This window comes from Blastococcus sp. SYSU DS0669, from assembly GCF_054050895.1.
In genome coordinates, this window is record NZ_JBJHAE010000031.1 from 1 (window position 1) to 21,219 (window position 21,219).

The following is a 21,219-nucleotide window of genomic DNA, read 5'->3' on the forward strand; positions in this document are numbered from 1 at the left end:
TCACAGAGTTACGGCGGCCATGGCGAGAGGGAAACGCCCGGCAACATTCCGAACCCGGAAGCTAAGCCTCTCAGCGCCGATGGTACTGCCCTGGAGACGGGGTGGGAGAGTAGGACGCCGCCGGACAACCATTCACGAAGGGCCCCAGCCACCAGGCTGGGGCCTTTCGTCGTACTGCCGGGCCGGTTCGAGGGAGTGGGGCCGCAGACGTGGCCGGGCGCGGCCCCACTGCGACGGCTCGACCGGCAGCCGGCGCGTTCCCGGCCGTGGTCAGGCCTCGCCCTGCCGCAGCCGCCAGACCCCCTGTTCCGCCACGTGACGGAACGGGGGTCCCGGGTGGCGGGCTGGGCTCCCCGGTAAGCCCCACACTTCCGGACCGGTGCCCAGCACGGCGAGGCCGTGACGACGGTGGAGCGGCTGCGGGCCGGTGTCAGAGCGCCGCGGCGAGCGCTTCCAGGTCCTCGGCCGTGGCGTCCAGGTGCGGGGAGACCCGCAGCACCGGCCCGGTCATCTCCCCCGGCGCGCGCTCGGGCCCGAAGGCGCTGAGCACGATGCCGTGCTCGCTCAGCAGGCGGGCGCGGGTCGCGACGACGTCGACGCCGTCCGGTGGGCGCAGCGTGGTGGTCGCGGTCGGCTCGTCCAGGGGCTCCACGACCCGCCAGCCGGAGACGCCGTCCAAGAGCTCCCGGGTGGCCCGCCCGAGCCCGGCCAGCCGGGCTCGGACCCGGTCGGGACCGGCGGCGAGGTGCTCGCCGACCGCCACCACGAGTCCGATCCGGCCGGCGACGTGGGCCTCGCCGGACTCGAAGGCCCGCATCGGCGGCACGTCGTCCGGCTCCGGGAGCACCGGCACGAGCTGCGCGGCGATCGCCGGGCGGGCCATCAGCACGCCCACGCCACGCGGGCCGGCCAGCCACTTGCGCGACGTGCCGTAGACGACGTCGGCACCCAGGTCGGCGTCCACGTGGCCGAGGGACTGCGCGGCGTCGAGCACCAGGGGGACGCCGGCCGCGCGGCACAGCACCGCGATCTCCCGGGCCGGCTGCACGAGGCCCCGGTGGCTGGCGACGTGCGTCAGGTGCACCAAGCGCGGCGGGTCGGTCGCCAGCAGCCGCTCCACGCCCTCGAGGTCGGCCCGGCCGAGCCCGTCGACGGGCAGCGGCTCGGGGCGCAGTCCGGCCCCCCGCAACTGGGCCACGTTCGGCGCGAACTCGCCGGGCAGGCAGGCCACCCGCGAGCCCGGGGGCAGCCGCCAGCCGGTCAGCAGGGCGACCAGCGCGGCCTGGGCGGACTCCACGAAGGCGACGTCGGCGGCGGCCATGCCGGCCAGCCCGCCGAGCACCGACCGCCCCTGCTGCAGCAGGTCGTCGGCGGTCGCCTCGGCGACGTAACCGCCCAGCTCGGCCTCGTGCCGCGCGTGGTGCGAGGCGGCCTCCAGCACCCGGTGGCTCTGCCGGCTGCACGCGGCGCTGTCGAGGTGCCGGCCGGCCGGGCGGGGCCTGGCCTTGCGCCAGTGCGCGCCGAGCGCCTCGCCGGGGAGCGTCACGCGTCCGGTCCCGTGCAGGGGCTCGTCGCGATCTCGCGGGTGGTGGGGCGCACGGGCTCCTTCTTCAGCTCTCCAGCACGCCGCGGGCCACGGAGACCCCCGAGTGCGTCGGGTCGCCGTCCAGCGGCTCCACCGAGATGTCGACGATCGGGTACGCCTCGAGGTCGAGCCCGGCCGGCAGCTCGAAGGTCTGGGTGCCCGGGCGCACGACGCCCAGCGGGACCATGTCCACGATCCCCGGCTCGATCAGCCAGATCTCGTAGTAGGCGTCCTCGACCGCCGGGGCGTCCAGGTCGACCTCCACGGCGCGGGAGCCGTCCGCGCGGACGACGACCTCGGCCCGGCCCGAGGCCGGCTGGCCCTCGAGCGGCTCGAGGGCGACGGTCGTGAGCGGCTCGACGCCGTCCTCCCCGGTCCCCAGGGCCACCGCGCCGGCGCCGACGACCGCGCCGACGACCGCGGCGGCGGCCATCAGGAGCACCGGACGGCGGTTGCGGCGCAGCGGCACGACCTCGCCGGCGGGGACCGCCGGCGGAGGAGCGAGGACGGGGGCCGCCACCGGCGCCGGGGCGGCTGCCTCCGCCTCGGTCCGCGGCGTCGCCGATACCCCGGTCGCGGCAGCGATGCCGGCCCACACCGAGGCGGGCGGCGGCACGGGCGGGCCGGGCTCGGCGAGCTCGGGGACGGCGACGGCGTCGACGGCGCGCCGGAGCGACGCGACCTCCGACCGGCACTGCCCGCAGGAGGCGAGGTGCGCGGCGTCGTCGGCCGGGAGGGGCTCGCGCAGCGCGGCGAGGGCGAGCTGCTCAGGCTGGCAGTGCTGCACCGTCCACCTCCAATCGTGTCCTCAGGCGTTCGAGAGTGCGGCGGATATGGGATTTCACCGTGCCCAGCGGGATCCCCGTGCGCTCGGCGATCTGGGCGTGGGTGAGGTCGGCGAAGAAGGCCAGCTCGATGATCCCGCGCTGCGGCTGGCCCAAGAGCTCCAGCTCCTCGAGCACGAGCATGCGGTCGGTCACAACGCTGTCCACGGCCGGCGTCGTCCCGCCGGCCGGTGTGGCCTGCGCCTCCGACATGGCCGCCTCGGCCTCGCGGCGCATCCGGTCGCGGCGGGCCCAGGCGTCGGCGATCTTGTGCCGGCAGACGCCGACCAGCCAGGCGGGCAGCGGGCCCTGCTCGGGCCGGTAGCGGGCGCGGCCGGTCCACGCGGAGATGAAGGTCTGCTGGGTGACGTCCTCGGCGTCGGGGCCCGGGCCGAAGGCGCGCACCGCCATGCCGTGCAGCTGCCCGGCCCACCGCGCGTAGGCGATGGCGAGGGCCTGCTCGTCTCCGGCGGCGAACCGGCGGCCCACCTCGGCGTCGTCCGGCTCCGCGGAGCCGGACGGCGCCGGTACGGGGTCGGGGTTCACGGTGCCGACGCTACCCAGACGCGCGGCCCGGTCCAGCACCCCGGTCACGGCCCCGTGCCGGGAACCGGCTCCGCGACCACGACGACGTTGTCCCTGTAGCTGCGGAACTCGGGGAGGAACGGCCCTCCGCAGGTGAGCACGACCAGCCGGGGCGGCCCGTCGCGGCGGAAGATCTCGTCGAGCGGGAGGACGTCCTTCTCGATCACCTCGCGGGACACCACGCGCCAGCGGGTGGTCTCCCCGGCGGCGTCGGTGACGGTGATCTCCTCGCCCGGTTCGGCCGTGCGCAGGGGGAACAGCGCGCCGGGCCCCTGCTCGCGGTCGTCCACGTGGCCGGCGATCACGGAGTTGCCGGCCACGCCGGGCTCCGGCCCGAAGCGGTACCAGCCGACCCGGGTGACGTCCTCGGGCAGCTCCATCTGGCCGTCGCCGGCGATCCCCACCGGGTCGACGGGCGCGGTCACGCCCAGCCCGGGCACCTCGATGCGCACGGGCGGGGCGACCTCGGGGACCACCGTCGGCGCGGCGTCCCGGACGCTCACCGGGGGGAGCGGGGACGTCGGCGGTGCCGCGGTGGGAGGGGTGGGAGCGGCGGGGCGCTCCAGCACCTGGTCGACCGGCGAACCCGCCGCCGCGTCCGGCCGGGACAGGGCCCAGGCGGTCGGCGCACCGACAGCCAGGGCCAGCCCCAGCACGGCGCTGGCGGCGGCGGGTCGCACGGTCATCTCCTCGTGGTGCCGGGGATCAGCGGGAGGAGCGGGCCAGCCGGAAGGCACCGGCGGCGGCCAGGGCGACACCGGCGAGCGCCGCGGCACCGACCGGCAGAGGCAGGGCGGAGTCGTCGGCCAGGCCGGCGCTGCCACCCGGGACGCCGGACGGCGCGGAGTGCTGACCGGAGATGCTCTGGACGGCGAGCTCGAAGCCGGCGTCCTGCGAACCCCACGCGTAGACGATCGTCGTGGCGCCCTCGGCCAGGTCCAGGTCGGCCGGACCGATCGCGACGGTCTCGGTGCCCGCGAGCACGACGTCCGCGCTGACCGTGCCGGCCGGGACGGTGAGCGACTCCTCGTTCGGGTTGGTCAGCCCGTCGATGACGACCTGCCCACCGGCCCGCACGTCCACGGCGGGCGCGGCGGCGACGTGCCGCACGGTGACGCGCGCCTGGCCGGCGGGGATGTCGCCGACCTCGTTGACGAACGGGGTGAGCGCGGGCTCGCCCGCCTCGGTCAGGTGGGCGACCACGGTGGCGTTGGCGCCGGCCGGGACGCTGACGCCGTCGGCCGAGAGCAGCGGGTCGCCGGAGCCGTCGGGGGCGTCGGCCGGGAAGAGCGCCAGGTCGTAGGAGCCGGCGGGCAGCTGCAGCGGGTCGGTGAGGGTGCCCGGCTGGAAGTCGTCGATCAGCCGCTCGCCGTTGGCGTAGACGTCGACGGGGAGATCCGGGACGCCGTGCAGGACCGAGACGGTCGCGGTGTGGTTGTCGGCCAGGGCCGGCGTGGCCACCAGGACGAGGCCACCGGCAACGCCGATGGCGCCGGCGGTACGACCGAGGGTGCGGGCGGTGCTCATGGGGAGTTCCTCTCGTCGGGAGGTGCTGACACCCCTCCTTCCGGCGCGCCCGCGCCCGTGGATGCACGTGGGAGGGAACGGTTCGCCCGACGAGCTCCAGCGGCTCGGGCGGGGGAGGATGCCGTCGTGGCCGACCGCGACCGCGACGCCGAGGGGCGCGCCCGCAACGCCCGCCCGCGGGACGCCCTCGGGCGGCCGCTGCCGCGCGGCGCCGCGGGGGAGGAGCGCGCGCCCGAGGGCGTCGTCCGCGAGCCAGGGGTGGCGCTCGCCGAGGCGCAGGAGCTGCTGGACGCCGGCCGGCCCTTCCACGCCCACGAGGTGCTGGAGGACGCGTGGAAGTCCGCCCCCGAGGAGGAGCGCGGGCTGTGGCGGGGGCTGGCGCAGCTCGCCGTCGGGCTCACCCACGCCGCGCGGGGCAACGACCGGGGGGCCAGGACGTTGCTCGAGCGGGGCTCGGCGAGCATCGGTCCGTACGCCGACCGCCGTCCGCACGGCGTGGACGTGACCGGGCTCGTCCGCTGGGCGCGGACGCTGGCCGCTGCACCGGTCACCGGCGCCGACCCGGCCACCGCCGCTCCCCGGCTGACCGGTTCGGCCCCTCGTCGCCCGGGCGCAGCGGGTCGGTGACGAGCGCGACGCCGCACGACGGGATCCGGGCCGCGGCCGTCGCGGTGGCCCTCGCCGTCCGCACCGTCGTCCGCCGGGACCCGGTGACGCTGCTGGTCGGCTGACCGGCGGGGGTCAGCGCCCGCGGACGCGGGCGTAGCGGTCCAGCGCCACCTGGCGCTCGTGCGCGTGGTCGACCACCGGCTCCGGGTAGCCGGCCGGGACGCCGTCCGGCGCCGTCCAGGGCTCGTGCACGTAGCGGGGGTCGAGGTGGCGCAGCTCGGGCACCCACCGCTTCACGTAGGCGCCGTCGGGGTCGAACTTCTTGCCCTGGGTGACCGGGTTGAAGACCCGGTAGTAGGGCGAGGCGTCGGTGCCGGTGCCCGCGACCCACTGCCACCCGTGGTTGTTGCTGGCCAGATCGCCGTCGACCAGGTGCCGCATGAAGTACCGCGCGCCCCGCGTCCACTCCTGGTGCAGGTCCTTGACCAGGAACGACGCGACGATCATCCGCACCCGGTTGTGGACGTACGCCTCGCCCAGCAGCTGCCGCATGCCGGCGTCGACGATCGGGAACCCGGTGCGCCCGGTCTCCCAGGCCCGCACGAGCTCCTCGGCGTGCGGGCCGCTGTCGTAGCCCATCCCCTGCAGCTCCGGCTTGAGGTACTCCCGGGCGGACTCCGGCCGGTGCCAGAGGACGTCGGCGTAGAAGTCCCGCCAGGCGAGCTCGTCGGTGTAGCGGCGCACCGACTCGGTCTGCTCCCCGGCCGCGAGGTCGGCCAGCAGCGTGCGCAGGTGGATGCAGCCGTACTTCAGGTAGGCCGACAGCCGGCTGGTGCCGTCGCCGCCGGGGGTGTTGCGCCCGTCGGCGTAACCGAGCAGCCGCTCGTCGCGGAAGCGCGCCCAGGCGGCCGACGCGGCGGCCTCCCCCGCCGGGGGCAGGGTGACGCCGGCGAGCTCCGGGGCCGGCGGGGGGTCCTCGGAGCGGACGCCGGTGCGCCACCGGGTGCCGACGGGTGACGACGCCGGTGCGCGCCAGCCGTGCTCCCGCCAGGCCCGCGCGAACGGCGAGTAGACGCGGAAGGGTGTCCCGTCGGACTTGGTGACCCGGCCCGGCGTCACCGCGTACGGCGAGCCGGTGCGCACGAGCGGGACCTCGCCCAGCGCCCGGTCGACGGCCTGGTCGCGGCGGCGGCCGTAGGGCCCGGCGTCGGCGCTGACGTGGACGGACGCCGCGCCCGCCTCGGCGGCCAGCTCCGGCAGCACCCGCGCGGGGTCGCCGGAGCGCAGCACCAGCGCGCCGCCGAGGTCGGCGTCCAGGGCGGCGAGGCAGTCGAGCAGGAAGCGGCGGCGCGGCTCGCCGGACGGGCCCCAGAGCCGGTCGTCGAAGACGAACACCGGCAGGACGTCGCCGTCCGGGCCCGCCGCGTCGCGCGCCGCCAGCAGGGCGGGGTGGTCGCGCAGGCGCAGGTCGCGGCGGAACCAGAGCAGCGCGGTGGGCACCCGGCCGAGCCTAGGAGGGGCGCGACCGGACTGCGCCCCGAGCCGGGTGGCTCAGGCCGAGCGGCCCAGGTCCTCCTCCATCCCCAGCACCCGCCACAGCCCCGTCCGGCGGAGCAGCTCCAGGGTCCGGCGGTTGGCCCCGCGGACGACGACGCTGCCGCCGCGGGCCCGGCACGCCCGGTGCGCGGAGAGCAGGCTGGCCGCCGCGGGGCTGGACAGGTGCTCGACCTCCCGGACGTCGACGACCACCCGCCGCGCCCCCGCGAGCAGCGCGTCGTGCAGCAGCCACCGGATGTCGGCGACGCCGTCGGCGAGCATCTCCTCCGTCAGCCGCAGGACGACCTCACCGGAGCGCGTCTCGACAGCGTCGTCGGTACCGGGGTGGCGGTGGGCAGGGGGCACGGGGGTCTCCTCGGCGGTCGGTGTCCGCACGGTCTGCCGAGGAGCCTCGCGGCCGGAGTTTGCGATATCCCCTGTCGCCGCATTGCGATCGGATGACGACGGCCCGCGGGCGCTGACCAGCGGTCGCGCGGTGGCAGCATGTCCGCGTGTCGCTGCGGATCATGATCGTGGAGGACGACGACTCCATCCGGACCGCGCTGCGGTGGGCCCTGGAGGACGAGGGCTACGACGTCGCCGAGGCCGCCTCCGGGGAGGACGCCGTGCGGATGGTGGGCATCGCCCCGCCGGACATGATGATCGTGGACCTGATGCTCGGCTCGATGGACGGCTACACCGTGATCCGCGAGGTGCGCCAGGCCCACGACCTGCCCGTCGTCGTGGTGAGCGCCCGCGCCGACACGCAGGACATCGTCGAGGCGCTGGAGGCCGGCGCCGACGACTACGTCACCAAGCCGTTCCAGATCAAGGAGATCACCGCGCGGCTGCGGGCGTTGCGCCGCCGGACCGCCCCGGTGCCGGCGGGCGCCCCGACCGCCGCGGCCCGGGCGGGCGTCGTCCTCGACCACGACCCGGAGGCCCCGCTGGTGCTGCGGGAGGCCAGCGGCACCGTCCACCGCGGCGACCGGCTGGTGCCGCTGACGCTGACCGAGTTCCGCGTGCTGTGCGAGCTGGCCGCGGCGCCGGGCCGGGTCTTCAGCCGGCAGGCGCTGCTCGAGCGGGTGTGGGAGCACGGGTTCTTCGGGGACGAGCGCATCGTCGACGTCCACGTGCGCCGGCTGCGGACCAAGGTGGAGCGGGACCCGGGCAGCCCGCGCCTCGTGGTCACCGTCCGGGGGCTGGGCTACCGGCTGGACCCGCAGTGAGCCGGGCGTGAGCAGGGTCCCGGGGCGGCGGGTCCCGGGACGGCGGGGACTGCGGCGCCGCATCGTGCTGGGCTTCGCGGCCAGCACCCTGCTGGTCTCCGCCGTGCTGGTGACGACGACGTGGCTGCTGGCCCGCAGCTTCGTGGTGGAGCAGCGCGAGCAGGCGCTCACCCAGCAGGCGTTCGCCGACGCCGAGGTGCTGCGCAACCGGCTCTCCGCTGCCGGCGCCGACGTGGGCGCCGTGCTGGGCGAGCTCGTCCCGTTCGGGGACGCGGAGGTCGTGGTCCGCAGCGGGGACGACTGGTTCTCCTCCAGCCTGGAGATCGGCCGGCGCGACGTACCCGAGGCGCTGCAGGAGGTGGTGGCCGGGGGTGCGGCCGGCGCGCTGCGGGTCGAGTCGGCCGACGGCCCCCGGCTCGTCGTCGCCGTCCCCGTGGTGAGCGCGGGGATCCAGTTCTACGAGGTCGCGCCGCTGGACGACCTGGAGACGCTGCTGCGCACCCTGGCGGTCGTGCTCGGGGCCGGTGCGGTCGTCGCCACCCTCGCCGGCGCCGGCTTCGGCGCCTGGGCCAGCCGGCGCGCCGTCCTCCCGCTGGAGCAGGTCGCCGGCGCCGCGACGAGCATCGCCGGGGGCGAGCTCTCCACCCGCCTCCCGCCGACCGACGACCCCGACCTCGTGGGGATCGTGGCGGCCTTCAACAGCATGGTGGACGCCCTCGCCGCGCGGATCTCCCGGGACGCCCGGTTCGTCGGCGACGTCAGCCACGAGCTGCGCAGCCCGCTGACCAGCCTGACCACGAGCGTCGAGGTGCTGGCCACCCGGCGTCAGGAGCTCCCTCCGCGGGCCCAGCAGGCCCTGGCGCTGGTGGAGGGCGAGGTGTCCCGGCTGCGCGTCACCCTCGACGACCTGCTCGAGCTGGCCTGGTTCGACGGCGCCGGGCACGGGCCGGACGCCGTCCCGGTGTCCATGACGGCGCTCGTGCGCGAGGTGCTGGAGCGCACCGGGCGGCCCGTGGACCTGCTGGCCGGCGGCCCCGAGCCGGAGACGACCGTGCTCGGGGACAAGTCCCGGCTGGAGCGGGCCGTGCGCAACCTCCTGGACAACGCCGACCGCTACGCCGGGGGGCCCGAGCGGGTGGCGGTGGAGCGCTGCGAGGGTTCGGTGGTGGTGACGGTGGACGACGCCGGCCCGGGCGTGGCCCCGCTGGACCGGGAGCGGATCTTCGAGCGCTTCGCGCGTGCTCCCGGTTCCGCGCGCCGCTCGGTGCCCGGCGCCGGGCTCGGGCTGGCCATCGTGGCCGAGACGACCGCGCAGCACGGCGGCGCGGCGTGGTGCGCCGCGAGCCCGGCCGGGGGCGCCCGCTTCGTCCTCTCGCTCCCGGCGGCGCGGTCGTGAACCGGCTGCGGCGGCTGGGTGCGGCGGGAGCCCTCCTCGCGGTGACGACGGCGTGCGGGGTGCCCACCGGCGCCGATCCGTCGACGATCGCGGCCTCCGACGTCCCGTACGGGCTCGCCGCGCCGTCGTCCCCGCCCTCGCCCCCACCGGCGCCGGTCCCCGACATCGAGGCCGGCTGGGCCTACCTCGTGGGCGCGGACGAGGCCCTGGTGCCCCGTGCGCGGGACAGCGGGACGGGGCCGATCGACGAGCGGCTGGGCGAGCTGCTGTCCGCCCTGGTCGCCGGACCGACCGAGGAGGAGCGGGCCGAGGGGCTCTCCACGGCCCTCCCCGCGGGCCTGGAGGCGTCGGTGACCGGTATCGACGACGGCACGGCCACGATCGACCTCTCCGGCGCCGCGCCGCTGCCCTCGACCCGCCGGGCGGTCGCGCAGCTGGTGCTCACCGCGACCAGCCTGCCGGGCGTCGAGGCGGTGCTGCTCACCAGCGGCGGGGAGCCGGTGGAGGCGCCGCTGCCCTCGGGTGCGCTCACGGACGCGCCGCTGCTGCCGGCCGACTACGCCGTCTTCCTCAGCCCGCCGTCGCGGTCCACGGCGCCCCCCTCGCCGACCGCCGCCCCGCGGCCCCCGGCGACCACGGCCGTCCCCTCCCCGACGGCCCCACCGCCGTTCGTCGCCGACAGCCGGCCCGACACCGCCGCGGCCTCCCCGGGGGCCGCCGTCACCGTGACCGACGTCCGCGCCGGCCGGCAGGACGGTTTCGACCGGGTGGTCTTCGAGGTGGCCGGTGCCGGACTGCCCGGGTGGGACGCCCGCTACGTGGCCGAGGCCCGGTCGTCGGGGAGCGGGTTCCCGGTGGACGTCGCCGGGGACGCCGTCCTCCAGCTCGTGCTCACCGGGGTCGGCCTGCCGGGGGACACCGGGGTCGCGCCCTACGCGGGGCCCGACCCGGTGCCCGCGGGAGGCGCCGTGGTGCAGGAGGTCCTGATCGACACGATCTTCGAGGGGCAGATGGTCTCGTTCCTCGGCGCCGCGGCCGAGCGCCCGTTCCGCGTCTACCGGCTGGAGAACCCGAACCGGGTCGTGGTGGAGGTGCTCCACCAGGGGTGAGGCGAGGGGACCTGCGCGCCGGGAGGCTCCCGGAGCGCAGGCCCCCTCGGGGCGGGACCGGTCACCAGCGGTGGGCCACGTCGATCACGAGGCGCACGGCCTGGTCGTCACCCGGGGTGCCGACCAGGGCGAACGTGCGGAACGGCAGCCGGGCGCGGGTGCCGACGCCCAGCGTGGTGCTGCCCTCGAACGAACCGGCCCACGCGACCTGCTCGAGGGTGCGGAAGCCGTCGACGTCCACGACCTCGCTGCGGCTGGGCGGGAGGTACGTGGGCCGGCCGTGGCCGTCGTAGGCGGGTGCCTGGACGACGACCTCGAGCGCGGCTCCGCCGGCCAGCGGGACGACGTCGCCCGTGCCCACCTGGTGCACGGCGTCGACGTAGCGCACGGAGTAGCCGCCGGCCGCCGCGGGACCGCCCAGGTCGACGACCAGGCGGTCGAAGCAGGCGTGGCGCCCGGCGCGGACGTCGGTCACGGTGGCGCCGCCGACGGTCGCCGCGCTGCCCTCCGGGAGCGAGCCCCACACCAGCCCGCAGTAGGGCCCAGCGGTGGTCCCCGCGGCCGACGCCGGGGCGACCAGGCCGACCAGCAGCGCCAGGACGCCGGCGAGGACCGCCAGGGAACCGAGTCGGGATCTCTTCACGATGGCCTCCATCTGCCGGGCCCGCCCCCCTGCGGCGCGGGCCTGTGGACGGAGGTCTACTCGCCCCGGAGGGCCCCGGGAGCCGCCGCAACAAGGTCTCCACCAGGTCGTCGGGACCGTCACGCGGTCGTCGCACCGCCGCAAGGTCCTCGACGTCGGGGCGCCCGGTGCGCGGCCGCGGAGCGGTGCGGCCCCGGGCGTCCACCGATCGGGGGCCGCGCCGCGGGCGCATCGGGTGGATCATGGCCGGGTGCCCGAGTTGCCCGAGGTGGAGGCGCTGGCGGCGTTCCTGCGCGAGAACGCCGTCGGCCGCGTGCTGGCGCGCGCCGACCTCGCCGCCGTCCAGGCGATCAAAACCTTCGACCCGCCCCTGTCGGCGCTCGCGGGCCTGGAGATCACCGGGGCCGCCCGGCACGGCAAGTTCCTCGACCTCGACGTCTCCGGCGTCCACCTCGGCGTGCACCTGGCGCGCGCCGGCTGGCTGCACTGGCGGGAGAACCTGCCGACCGCCCCGCCGAAGCCGGGCAAGGGGCCGCTGGCGCTGCGCGTCCACCTGGATGACGGCAACGGCTTCGACCTCACCGAGCAGGGCACCCGCAAGGGCCTCGCCGTCTACGTCGTCCGGTCACCGGCCGAGGTGCCCGGCATCGCGCGGCTCGGCCCGGATGCGCTGGAGGTGGACCGCGAGACCTTCGCCCGGCTCATGGCGGGTCGGTCGGGGCAGCTCAAAGGGGCGCTGACCGACCAGACGGTCGTCGCCGGGATCGGCAACGCCTACTCCGACGAGATCCTGCACGCGGCGCGGCTCTCGCCGTTCAAGATGGCCGACAAGCTGACCGACGACGAACTGGTCCGTCTCTTCGACGCGGTGCGCGCCACCCTCACCGAGGCGCTGGGCCGCCAGGTCGGCCAGCGGGCCGCCACCATGAAGGGGGAGAAGCGGTCGGGGCTGCAGGTGCACGCGCGCACCGGGCTGCCGTGCCCGGTCTGCGGGGACACGGTGCGCGAGGTCAGCTTCGCCGACACCTCGCTGCAGTACTGCCCCACCTGCCAGACCGGTGGGAAGCCGCTGGCCGACCGCCGGATGTCGAAGCTGCTGCGCTGAACCCCGCGCCCGCGGCGATGATCACCTCACCTGATCATGGCGCGTCCTCCCCCACGGTGGGCGGTGAGGGAGGACACGGCGCGGTGAGGGAGGACGCCGGTTCGCGCTAGCCGGGGAGCAGTGACGCCAGGCGGGTGAGCGCCCGCACGAGGACGCTGCTGCCGACGCCGGCGTCGTCCGGCTCCGCGTCGGGCCGGGCCGACCCCACCGCCGTCCACCAGTCGCGCAGCGGTGGCGGGGAGAGCACGTCGATCCGCTCGCCGGGCTGCGGGACGACGACGTCGGCACCGCGGGCGCGGGCCGCGGTGAGCAGCCGCTCCACCGGCTCGGACCACCGGTGGAACGCCAGGTTGAAGGTGGCCCAGTGCACCGGCAGCAGGACGCGCCCGCCCAGGTCGCCGTGCGCGCGCACCGCCTCCTCGGGGTCCATGTGGATCGCGTGCCAGGCGTCGTTGTAGGCGCCGATCGGCAGCAGGGTGAGGTCGAAGGGGCCCAGCCGCGCGCCGATGCCCGCGAACGCCGGGGTGTAGCCGGTGTCGCCGCCGAAGAACGCCCGGTGCCGCGGGCCGGACACCACCCAGGAAGCCCAGAGGGTGGTGTCGCGGTGGAAGTACCGGCCGGAGAAGTGGCGGGCCTCGGTGCAGGTGAGCGCCAGGTCGCCGATGCGGTGCTCGCCCTCCCAGTCGAGCTCGACGATCCGGGCCTCGGGAACGCCCCACTTCCTCAGGTGCTCCCCGATGCCGAGCGGTACCACCCACGGCGCGCGCTGGGTGCGCAGCAGCGTGCGGACGGTGGGGAGGTCGAGGTGGTCGTAGTGGTCGTGGGAGATGAGCACCGCGTCCACCTGCGGCAGCTCGTCCAGGGCCATCGGCGGCTCGTGCAGCCGGGTGGGCCCGATGATCGGTGACGGCGAGACGCGGTGACCCCACACCGGGTCCAGGAGCACCCGGTGACCGTCGATCTCGAGCAGCGCGCTGGCGTGGCCGAACCAGGTGACGGCGAGCTCGGCGGCGTCGTCCGGCAGCTGGGCCTGCGCCAGCGGGATCGGGCCACCCGGCAGCCCGACGTGCCGCTCCTCGTGCCACTGCCGGAGGAGCCCGTCGCGGGTGTTGGCCGGGGAGAGCGCCGGGGTGGGCATGCGGTTGTGGAACTTGCCCTCGGAGAACTGCGGCGACCCGGCCACGACGGGGCGGAGCCGGCGGCGGTGCGCGCCCAGGGCCGTCGGCAGGCCCCAGGCGGCGGCGGTCACCCAGCCCACGGGGCCGGCGAGGAGGGCGGCGGTGAGGGCGGTGCGGCGAGCGATGCGGGACGGCACGCTTCGAGCATCCCAGCCGGAGATGGATGGCGGCTGTGAGGCGAGCGACGTCCTCCCGACATGATCACCGGACCTGATCGTGCAGCGTCCTCCCTCACGGTGGGCGCTGAGGGAGGACACCGCACGATCAGGTCCGGTGATCGTGGCGGGGTCAGCCGGCGATGGCGGCCACCGGCGGGGTCCGCGCCGCGCGCCGCGCCGGCAGCACCGAGGCGAGCAGCCCCGCCACCGTGGCGACCAGCACGATGGCGCCGACCTGCAGCCACGGCATGCTCAGCACCAGCTCGCCGTACGAGCCGAGCGCCGACGCGACGCCGACCAGCCCGTACACGCTGCCCAGCAGCACGCCCAGCACCGCGGCCACGCCGGCGACGAGCACCGCCTCCCAGGCCAGCAGGGCGCGCAGCTGGCCGCGGGTCAGGCCCAGCGCCCGCAGCAGCCCGCTCTCCTGCCGCCGCTCGACCACCGACAGCGCCAGCGTGTTGCCCACCCCGATCAGCGCGATGAGCACCGCCACGCCCAGCAGCCCGGTGACCACGAGCAGCAGGACGTCGACCACCTCGTCGATCGCGGCCCGCTCGCTGGCCAGCCCCGTCACGAACGAGGCGGGCAGCGCGTTGCCGGCCAGGTCGGTGATCTCGTCGATCACCGCGGTCTGGTCGGCGGTGTCGGCCAGCCGCAGCCACATGGTGTCCACCGGTGCCCCGGGCGCCAGCGCCTGCAGGTCGGTGGCCGCCAGCAGCGGGTAGTCGGTCTCGCCGGCCACCACGGTCAGCGTGCGGGACCGGTCGCCGGCGGTCAGGGTCACCGGGTCGCCGGCCCGGACCCCCCAGTGCTCGGCGCTCCAGCCGTCGAGCACGACCTGCCCCGGTTCGGGCAGCGTCGTGTCGGCCGTCGAGCGCAGCACCGGCAGCGCCTCCGCCGCGTCGACGCCGGCGGCCAGCGTGGGTGTGTCGCCCGGCCCGGTGAGCTCGGCCCCGGTCAGCGCGGCGGTGGCGACGACGCCGTCCACCGATGCCAGCCGGCCCTGCAGAGAGCTGGTCAGCTCGTCGCCCGAGCCGCTGACGACCACGTCGGTCGGGTAGGCCGCCGCGAGACCGGCCTGCGCGGTGGCCCGCGTCGAGCTGGCGCCCACCACCATCGCGGTGGTCAGGGTGACCCCGATGAGCAGCGCGGTCGCGGTGGCCGCCGTCCGCCGGGGGTTGCGGGTGGCGTTCCCGCTGGCCAGGCGGGCCGGGAGCCCGCCGAACCGACCGAGCACCCCGCCCGCCGCCGCCACGATCGGGGGCACGGCTCGCTGCGCGAGCAGCAGGATCCCCAGCGCGCTGAGCACCCCTCCGGCCAGCGAGACCAGGAGCTGAGCGGTCCCCACGCCGAGGGCCATGAGGCCGACGCCGGGGACGGCGAGCAGCAGCCCCGTGACCAGCCGGGCGACGCCCCCGCGGGAGCGCAGCGGCGCCGGGTCGGTGGGCCGCAGCGCGCTGAGCGGGGCGACCCGGGTGGCGGCGCGGGCCGGGGCCAGCGCGGCGATCAGCGTGGTCGCCGTGCCGACGGCGAGGCCGACCAGCACGGCGTGCAGCGGCACGGACACCCCCGACAGCGGGACGGGGGAGTCCGTCCCCGACACCACCGCGGAGACGGCGGCGGAGAGCGCGACGCCGGCCAGCACGCCGACCACCGAGGCGGCCAGCCCGGTGAGCAGGGCCTCGCCGAGCACGCTGCGCCGCACCTGCCGGGCGGTGGCGCCGACGCAGCGCAGCAGCGCCAGGTCGCGGGTGCGCTGGGCCAGCAGCACGGCGAAGGTGTTCGCGATGACCAGCCCGGCGACGACGACGGCGATGGTGGCGAACACCAGCAGCGCGGTGGTCAGCCAGGTGGCGTCGCCGGTCAGGGCGGCGACGGAGTTCTCGGCCTGCTCCGTGCCGGTGCGGACCGTGACCTCCGCGTCGGACAGGGCGGCGCGCACCTCGCCGGCCAGGACGTCGGGGGCGGTGGTCCCGGCGATCCGCAGCTCGGTCGGCTCGATCGCGCCCCAGGCCCGGGCCTGGTCGGCGACGACGTAGACCTTGCCGTAGATCCCGGCGGTGGGGTCCCCGCCCAGGTCGACCACCCCGGTCACGGTGGTGTCCGTGGTGACCCCGGTGCCCTCGTCGTCGTAGCTCGTGACGGGGACGACGTCGCCGACAGCGGCGCCGACGCGCTCGCTGACCGCCATCTCCCCCGGCCGTGCGGGCAGCGCGCCGTCGGCCAGCTCCTGCCAGCGCAGCTGCGGGTCGGCGGCCACCGACTCGACCAGCAGGTACTGGGCGCCGGTGCGCCCGGGGGTGACCGCCTGCACGGAGGTCTGCCAGGTCGGGTCGACGGCCTGCACGCCGGACAGCCCGGTGAGGGTGTCGACGTGCCCGGCCAGGCCCACGCCGCTGTCGGAGGTGACGACGACGTCGGTCTCCACGTACGGGGCTCCGGCCGCCGTCAGCACGGTGGCGCGGGTGGTCTCGTTGAGCACCAGGGTGGCGACCACGAAGCCCACGGCGATGACGATCGCGAGGGTGGAGGCGATCAGGCGGGGCAGGTGCGCCCGGATGCTCGCCAGCGTCACTGCGCGCACGGGTCAGGCCCCCAGGTCGCGGAGCGCGTCGAGCACGGACGCCGCGGTCGGGTCGGTGAGCTCGCCGGCCAGCCGGCCGTCGGCGAGCAGCACCACGCGGTCGGCGTACGCGGCGGCCGAGGCGTCGTGGGTGACCATGACGACGGTCTGGCCGGTCTCCTTCACGCTGGAGCGCAGCAGGCCGAGCACCTCGGCGCCGCTGCGGGAGTCGAGGTTGCCGGTGGGCTCGTCGGCGAAGACGACGTCGGGGCGGGCGAGCAGGGCGCGGGCGATCGCCACGCGCTGCTGCTGGCCGCCGGAGAGCTCGTGCGGGCGGTGGCCCAGCCGCTCGCGCAGGCCGAGGCGCGCGACGACGTCGTCGAACCAGACGGGGTCGGGGCGCTGCCCGGCCAGCTGCATCGGCAGCACGATGTTCTCGCGCGCGGGCAGCACGGGCAGCAGGTTGAACGCCTGGAAGACGAACCCGATCCGCCGGCGGCGCAGCGTGGTGAGCTGGTCGTCGCGCAGGCGGGTGAGCTCGGTGTCGCCCAGCCACACCTGGCCGGCCGTCGCGGTGTCGAGCCCCGCCAGGCAGTGCATCAGCGTGGACTTGCCGCTGCCCGAGGGGCCCATGATCGCGGTGAACTCGCCACGGGCGAAGGCGACGTCGACGCCGGCCAGCGCGTGCACGGCGGTCTCACCGCTGCCGTAGGTCTTGCGCAGGCCGGTGGCGCGGACGGCGGCGCCGGACAGGGACGCCGGCGGCTCGCCGGGGACGGTCATGACGGGGACGGACACGGGATGCCTCCGAGGTCGGGGGACGACGACGGTGCTCACGCTCTCGCCGGGAGGCGTCGTCCCGCGTCGGAGCCCAGGACGATCTCCGCTGTCATCCCCAGGTCGTACCGGCCCCGGTCGCCCGGCACCGGAGCGCGGGTGAGGGGGCGGGTTGCGGGCTCAGGCGTTGCGGAGCAGGTCCGCGGGGGCGACCAGCCCGGAGCGGTACGCCAGGACGACGGCCTGCACCCGGTCGCGGGAGCCGGTCTTGGCCAGCACGCGGCCCACGTGCGTCTTCACCGTCGCCTCGCTGACGAAGAACTGCGCGGCGATCTCGCTGTTGGTGGCGCCGTAGGCCATCTGCTCGAGCACCTCGCGCTCGCGGGGAGTGAGCTCGGCCAGCGCGGCGTCGTCCCCGCCCGTGACCGGCAGCACCCCGCCGGCCACGCCGCCGCGGAGCAGGGGCGCCACGTGCTGCAGCAGCCGGCGGGTGGAGCTCGCCGCGATGACGGAGTCGCCCGCGTGCACGGTGCGGATCGCGGCCAGCATCTCCTCGGGGGCGGCGTCCTTGAGCAGGAAACCGCTGGCCCCGGCCCCGATGGCGGCGACCACGTACTCGTCGAGGTCGAAGGTGGTCAGGACGACGACCCGCGGCGGCTCGGGCAGCGCGGTGATCCGCCGGGTGCCCTCGATGCCGTCGGTGCCGGGCATGCGGATGTCCATGAGCACGACGTCGGCGGGGGTGCCGGCCAGCAGCTCGACCGCCGCCGCGCCGTCGCCGGCCTCGCCGACCACGGTCAGGTCGGGCTGCGACTCGATGACCATGCGGAAACCGGCCCGGACCATCTGCTGGTCGTCCACCAGGACGACCCGGATCGCGTCGCTCGTCGGGGCGAACGGTAGGGCAGGGCGGCGTGCACGCCGAACCCGCCACCGTGCCGGGGGCCGGCCTCCAGCCGCCCGCCGTGGAGCTGGGCGCGCTCGCGCATGCCGCGCAGCCCCTGGCCCCGGCCGTCGGACCCGGTGATCGCCGCCGCCGCGCCGCGGCCGTCGTCGAGGACGGAGAGCTCCAGCGCGTCGGGCCGCCACTGCAGCCGCACCCAGGCGCGGCCGGCCGGGCCGGCGTGCTTGAGCACGTTGGTGAGCGACTCCTGCACGATCCGGTAGGCGGCCAGCTGCGGTCCGGCCGGCATCGGCTGCGGCGTCCCCTCGACGATGAGGTCGACGTCGAGGCCGCTGGCGCGCACGTCCTCGACCAGCGCCGGGATCGCGCCGACGTCGGGCTGCGGGGCGTACTCCTCCCCGCCGCCGTCCCGGAGCACGCCGAGCAGGGCGCGCATGTCGGTGAGCGCCTGCCGGCCGGTCGCGGCGATCGCCTCCAGCGCGTCGGTGGCCGCCTGCGGGTCGGCCTTCCCGGCGTAGCGGCCGCCGTCGGCCTGCGCGATGACGACCGACAGGGAGTGCGCGACGACGTCGTGCATCTCGCGGGCGATGCGGGCGCGCTCGGCGGTCGCGGCCAGCCGCATCTCCTGGTCCCGCTCGAGCTCCAGCAGCTGGGCGCGCTCCTCCAGCGAGGCCAACCGCTGGAGCCGCGCCCGCCGCAGGTCGCCCAGCGCCCAGGCGGCGACCACCGAGACGCCGATCGCCCCGGCGGTGAGGATCGTGCTCTCGGTGAGGCCCCCGCCGAAGTACCGCAGGGCGGCGAGGGCCGCGCCGGCCAGGCCGATGCCGAGCCCGGCCTGGCTCGCCCAGCGCGGGGCGTAGCCGGCCAGCGAGTAGACCATCACCAGCGCCGCGCAGTTGGCGGCCAGGAACTGGTCGACGACGACCAGCTCGAGCACGCCGGCCGCGACGACGGCGGCCGCGGCGTGGACCGGCGCCCGGCGCCGCCACGCCAGCGGGGCCACCAGCAGCACGCCGACGACGAACGCCGCCGCCTCGCCGGGCCAGTAGGCGCCGGCGGGCAGGACGACGGTGACCAGGCCGATGACGGCGGCCAACCCCGTGTCGACGACGAAGGGCCGGTCCCGCAGCCAGGGGACCAGGCCCTCGGCGGCGGGCGGGCGTTCCATGCCCGCGAGCCTAGGGAGCCGTTGCGCCGGTCTCGTCGCCCCTCGGGATGATCCCCGGGTCCTTCCGTGGGCGGATCAGTTCTCCGAGGTCGGGTCCTCCGGTGCCTCGAAGTCGCCCTGACCGGGGGGTGCGGAGACGACCGGGGCCTCCATGGTGATCTCACCGGCCTCCTCGAACACGAACGTGACCGGGATCGACTGCGACGAGCGCAGGGTGGTGTCCAGGTCGGTGAGCACCACCGACGGCGGGCCTTCCGGCTCCAGGTAGACGTTGTCCTCCTCGGGCACGTCGATCGCGCCGTCGGTCCCGTCCAGCGACGTCAGCTCCGCCCCGGCGAAGTCCTCGCCGCGGACGTCGATCAGCTGGTCGCCGGTCGTCCCGGTGTTGGCGATCGCGGCGTAGAGCGTCACGTCCTCGCCGACCTCCCACACCTCGTCCTCCGGGTAGGCGAGGCCCAGGGCGGTGATCTTGATGTCCTCGGTCACCGCCTCGTCCGGGCCGGGGTTGCCGCCGTCGACCTCCGTGCCGAACTCCTCGATCGGGTTCGCCGACTCCTCCTCCTCGGCGACGGTCCCGCAGGCCGCCAGGGGCAGCGCGGTGGCGAAGAGCAGGGCGGCGAACGGGTGCCTGCGCGAGCGGCGGGTCATGCTGGTCCTCCCGGAGTGGCGTACGACCGTCCAGGGCTACCCCGGCCGGTCCCCCCGACCCTCCGGTGGGCGGACCGCAACAGAGTTGTCGCATTGGGGGTGGACGCGTGGAGGACGAGCGCCGGTACCGGCCCGACGACGACGGCGGCGACCCGGCGTGCTGGCTGCGCCGGGTGTGCCCGGCCTGCGGCGGGCTGGCCGACGAGGACCCGCCCACCGCCTGCCCGCGGTGCGGGGAGCGCCTGCCGGGGGAGTGAGCCGGTCAGGCGGCCGCGCGCGTGCGCCCGGTCGCCCGGAAGTCGCAGAGGGCGTCCCGGAGCGCCACCCCCAGCAGGTCGGCGGGCAGGTGCAGCTCGTCCCGGCGGTCCAGCGGCAGGCCGGGGAGCCCGGTGCCCACCAGCAGCGCGAGGTCGGCGTCGAGGGCCCGCTGCTCGGCGGCGGCGTGCGCGGCCATCAGCGCGCGCGAGGGCAGCGGCCGCCCCGGCCCGGCGGAGTGCAGCAGCCGGGTGAGCACGCGGGTGGAGTCGGCGTCCTCCGGCTGCAGCAGGGTGACCACGGTCGTCGCCGCCCCCGAGTCGAGCTGGTCGCGGCGGACCCGCAGGGCGAAGGGGACCCGGTGCACGTAGGTCACCCGACGGCGCTGCCGCAGCGGCCGCCCGCCCAGGGCCACCTCGGGGTCGAGCGGGTCGTCGCACCACTGCTCCTGCACCGAGCGCAGACCGCCGGTCTCCCGGACCACCTCGTAGGGCGGCACCTCCGGGTGGTCGGCGGCCCCGGTCGTGGCGCCGTGCACGAAGGGCAGCCGCGCGACGTCCAGGAGGAGGTCGGCGACGACGGCCGCGGGGGCCGGGGTGCGGCGGGGGGCGAGCCAGCGGTGCAGGAACCGGCGGTCGGCGTCCTCCGGCACCTCCAGCGGGACCTCGACCGGCGCGGACGGGGCCAGCTCGACCACGCCCTGCCGCTCCCGGACGCCGTGCGCGGGCGGATCGGCGCGCACCTCGTCGCCGTCCCGCCGCAGCGTCCACGTGCGCCCGAGCAGCCGGACCTGCAGCCAGCCGCCGGGCCGCAGCTCGGGGGAGAGTGCCACCGGGTGCCAGGCCGCGGCGAGCGAGGGGTCGAGGTTGCCGAACACCGGGCCCCGGGGCCCGGGGGCGGGTGGCACCGCCTCGGGCGCGGGCGGTACCACGGGCCGGGGCGGCAGCGGCAGGGCGGTGCGGTCGGGGGCCAGCCAGACCCAGCCGTGCCGCTCCTCGACCGCCCAGGGCACGGGCAGGTCCGCTCGCGGGGGCGGCACGCCCGCCGGGCCGAGGGCGGGGGCGGAGACGCACCGGCCGTCGGCGTCGAAGCGCCAGCCGTGGCGGGAGCACTCGAGCCGCCCACCGGAGACCGTGGCGGTGGCCAGCGGGGCGGCCCGGTGCGGGCATCGCGCCGGGAAGGCGCTGACCTCGGCACCTGGCCGCAGCCGCACCACCACCCAGGCCCGCCCGCCGGCGCCCACCGGCACCGGCGTCGTCCCCACGTCGGCGGCCCGGGCCACCGCGAACCAACCCGAGGGCAGAGCGCTGATCGCGACCATGAGCCATTGCACCGGGGTCGTGTTCGCGCGGCGTTACGGCGGTGGAGCGATCCGGCTACGTCTCGTCCTGGGCGAGACGCCCCGCTCCGGGCTGTC

The 21,219-nt window shown here is 76.7% G+C and carries 21 protein-coding genes and 1 rRNA gene; 7 read left to right on the forward strand and 15 right to left on the reverse strand.

Annotation, left to right across the window (positions count from 1 at the left end; translation table 11 throughout):
• The first annotated feature begins 9 nt into the window (after nt 1–9).
• Nucleotides 10–126, forward strand: a 5S ribosomal RNA gene (rrf, locus tag ACI792_RS19575).
• A gap of 304 nt (nt 127–430) precedes the next feature.
• On the opposite strand, the gene egtE is transcribed toward rrf, so the two are convergent.
• The 5 genes from egtE to ACI792_RS19600 form a co-directional block, all read right to left on the reverse strand.
• Nucleotides 431–1,546, reverse strand: a complete 1,116-nt coding sequence (egtE, locus tag ACI792_RS19580; protein WP_456604058.1) for an ergothioneine biosynthesis PLP-dependent enzyme EgtE — start codon at nt 1,544–1,546, stop codon at nt 431–433.
• A 64-nt stretch (nt 1,547–1,610) separates the two neighbouring features.
• Nucleotides 1,611–2,372: an anti-sigma factor gene (locus tag ACI792_RS19585; protein ID WP_456604059.1), complete on the reverse strand. Its 762-nt coding sequence runs from the start codon at nt 2,370–2,372 to the stop codon at nt 1,611–1,613.
• On the reverse strand, nt 2,353–2,955 hold the full coding sequence (locus ACI792_RS19590) for an RNA polymerase sigma factor (RefSeq protein ID WP_456604060.1): 603 nt from the start codon (nt 2,953–2,955) through the stop codon (nt 2,353–2,355). Before ACI792_RS19590 ends, ACI792_RS19585 begins: the two co-directional genes overlap by 20 nt.
• A 44-nt stretch (nt 2,956–2,999) precedes the next feature.
• On the reverse strand, nt 3,000–3,680 hold the full coding sequence (locus ACI792_RS19595) for a class F sortase (RefSeq protein WP_456604061.1): 681 nt from the start codon (nt 3,678–3,680) through the stop codon (nt 3,000–3,002).
• A gap of 19 nt (nt 3,681–3,699) precedes the next feature.
• A complete protein-coding gene (locus ACI792_RS19600; protein WP_456604062.1) occupies nt 3,700–4,521 on the reverse strand; it encodes a DUF4397 domain-containing protein in 822 nt (273 codons plus the stop codon).
• Nucleotides 4,522–4,647: 126 nt separating this feature from the next.
• Here ACI792_RS19600 and ACI792_RS19605 point away from each other — a divergent pair, with 126 nt between their 5' ends.
• Nucleotides 4,648–5,148 (forward strand): DUF309 domain-containing protein, encoded by a 501-nt coding sequence (locus ACI792_RS19605; protein WP_456604063.1) that lies wholly within the window; start codon nt 4,648–4,650, stop codon nt 5,146–5,148.
• A 114-nt stretch (nt 5,149–5,262) separates the two neighbouring features.
• On the opposite strand, the gene ACI792_RS19610 is transcribed toward ACI792_RS19605, so the two are convergent.
• A complete protein-coding gene (locus ACI792_RS19610; protein WP_456604064.1) occupies nt 5,263–6,630 on the reverse strand; it encodes a cryptochrome/photolyase family protein in 1,368 nt (455 codons plus the stop codon).
• Between the two features lie 51 nt (nt 6,631–6,681).
• Nucleotides 6,682–7,032, reverse strand: coding sequence for an STAS domain-containing protein (locus ACI792_RS19615; protein ID WP_456604065.1), 351 nt, complete (start codon nt 7,030–7,032; stop codon nt 6,682–6,684).
• 146 nt (nt 7,033–7,178) lie between these two features.
• Between ACI792_RS19615 and ACI792_RS19620 the strand changes: the two genes are divergently transcribed.
• Genes ACI792_RS19620 through ACI792_RS19630 form a run of 3 tightly spaced genes read left to right on the forward strand, consistent with a single transcriptional unit; the run spans nt 7,179 to nt 10,400 of the window.
• The gene (locus ACI792_RS19620; protein ID WP_456582543.1) at nt 7,179–7,895 is read left to right on the forward strand and encodes a response regulator; all 717 of its coding nucleotides are present in this window, start codon (nt 7,179–7,181) and stop codon (nt 7,893–7,895) included.
• 7 nt (nt 7,896–7,902) lie between these two features.
• The gene (locus ACI792_RS19625; RefSeq protein ID WP_456604066.1) at nt 7,903–9,291 is read left to right on the forward strand and encodes a sensor histidine kinase; all 1,389 of its coding nucleotides are present in this window, start codon (nt 7,903–7,905) and stop codon (nt 9,289–9,291) included.
• Nucleotides 9,288–10,400, forward strand: a complete 1,113-nt coding sequence (locus tag ACI792_RS19630; RefSeq protein WP_456604067.1) for an AMIN-like domain-containing (lipo)protein — start codon at nt 9,288–9,290, stop codon at nt 10,398–10,400. Before ACI792_RS19625 ends, ACI792_RS19630 begins: the two co-directional genes overlap by 4 nt.
• Before the next feature lie 61 nt (nt 10,401–10,461).
• Here the strand turns inward: ACI792_RS19630 and ACI792_RS19635 are convergent, their stop codons facing one another.
• Nucleotides 10,462–11,043 (reverse strand): AMIN-like domain-containing (lipo)protein, encoded by a 582-nt coding sequence (locus tag ACI792_RS19635; protein ID WP_456604068.1) that lies wholly within the window; start codon nt 11,041–11,043, stop codon nt 10,462–10,464.
• A 250-nt stretch (nt 11,044–11,293) separates the two neighbouring features.
• Here ACI792_RS19635 and ACI792_RS19640 point away from each other — a divergent pair, with 250 nt between their 5' ends.
• Nucleotides 11,294–12,148: an Fpg/Nei family DNA glycosylase gene (locus ACI792_RS19640; protein ID WP_456604069.1), complete on the forward strand. Its 855-nt coding sequence runs from the start codon at nt 11,294–11,296 to the stop codon at nt 12,146–12,148.
• A 106-nt stretch (nt 12,149–12,254) separates the two neighbouring features.
• Here the strand turns inward: ACI792_RS19640 and ACI792_RS19645 are convergent, their stop codons facing one another.
• From ACI792_RS19645 to ACI792_RS19670, 6 genes are all read right to left on the reverse strand, one after another.
• Complete coding sequence (locus tag ACI792_RS19645) at nt 12,255–13,463, reverse strand: MBL fold metallo-hydrolase (protein ID WP_456604070.1); 1,209 nt, start codon at nt 13,461–13,463, stop codon at nt 12,255–12,257.
• Between the two features lie 151 nt (nt 13,464–13,614).
• Nucleotides 13,615–16,071 (reverse strand): ABC transporter permease, encoded by a 2,457-nt coding sequence (locus ACI792_RS19650; protein ID WP_456604071.1) that lies wholly within the window; start codon nt 16,069–16,071, stop codon nt 13,615–13,617.
• A 3-nt stretch (nt 16,072–16,074) separates the two neighbouring features.
• On the reverse strand, nt 16,075–16,848 hold the full coding sequence (locus ACI792_RS19655; RefSeq protein WP_456604072.1) for an ABC transporter ATP-binding protein: 774 nt from the start codon (nt 16,846–16,848) through the stop codon (nt 16,075–16,077).
• Between the two features lie 159 nt (nt 16,849–17,007).
• A complete protein-coding gene (locus tag ACI792_RS19660) occupies nt 17,008–17,688 on the reverse strand; it encodes a response regulator (RefSeq protein ID WP_456604073.1) in 681 nt (226 codons plus the stop codon).
• Nucleotides 17,625–18,899 (reverse strand): sensor histidine kinase, encoded by a 1,275-nt coding sequence (locus tag ACI792_RS19665; RefSeq protein WP_456604074.1) that lies wholly within the window; start codon nt 18,897–18,899, stop codon nt 17,625–17,627. Before ACI792_RS19665 ends, ACI792_RS19660 begins: the two co-directional genes overlap by 64 nt.
• 75 nt (nt 18,900–18,974) lie before the next feature.
• Complete coding sequence (locus ACI792_RS19670; protein WP_456604075.1) at nt 18,975–19,547, reverse strand: copper chaperone PCu(A)C; 573 nt, start codon at nt 19,545–19,547, stop codon at nt 18,975–18,977.
• Nucleotides 19,548–19,654: 107 nt separating this feature from the next.
• Between ACI792_RS19670 and ACI792_RS19675 the strand changes: the two genes are divergently transcribed.
• Nucleotides 19,655–19,804 (forward strand): hypothetical protein, encoded by a 150-nt coding sequence (locus ACI792_RS19675; protein WP_456604076.1) that lies wholly within the window; start codon nt 19,655–19,657, stop codon nt 19,802–19,804.
• A gap of 5 nt (nt 19,805–19,809) precedes the next feature.
• Here the strand turns inward: ACI792_RS19675 and ACI792_RS19680 are convergent, their stop codons facing one another.
• Complete coding sequence (locus tag ACI792_RS19680; RefSeq protein WP_456604077.1) at nt 19,810–21,135, reverse strand: Rieske 2Fe-2S domain-containing protein; 1,326 nt, start codon at nt 21,133–21,135, stop codon at nt 19,810–19,812.
• Nucleotides 21,136–21,219: the final 84 nt, after the last annotated feature.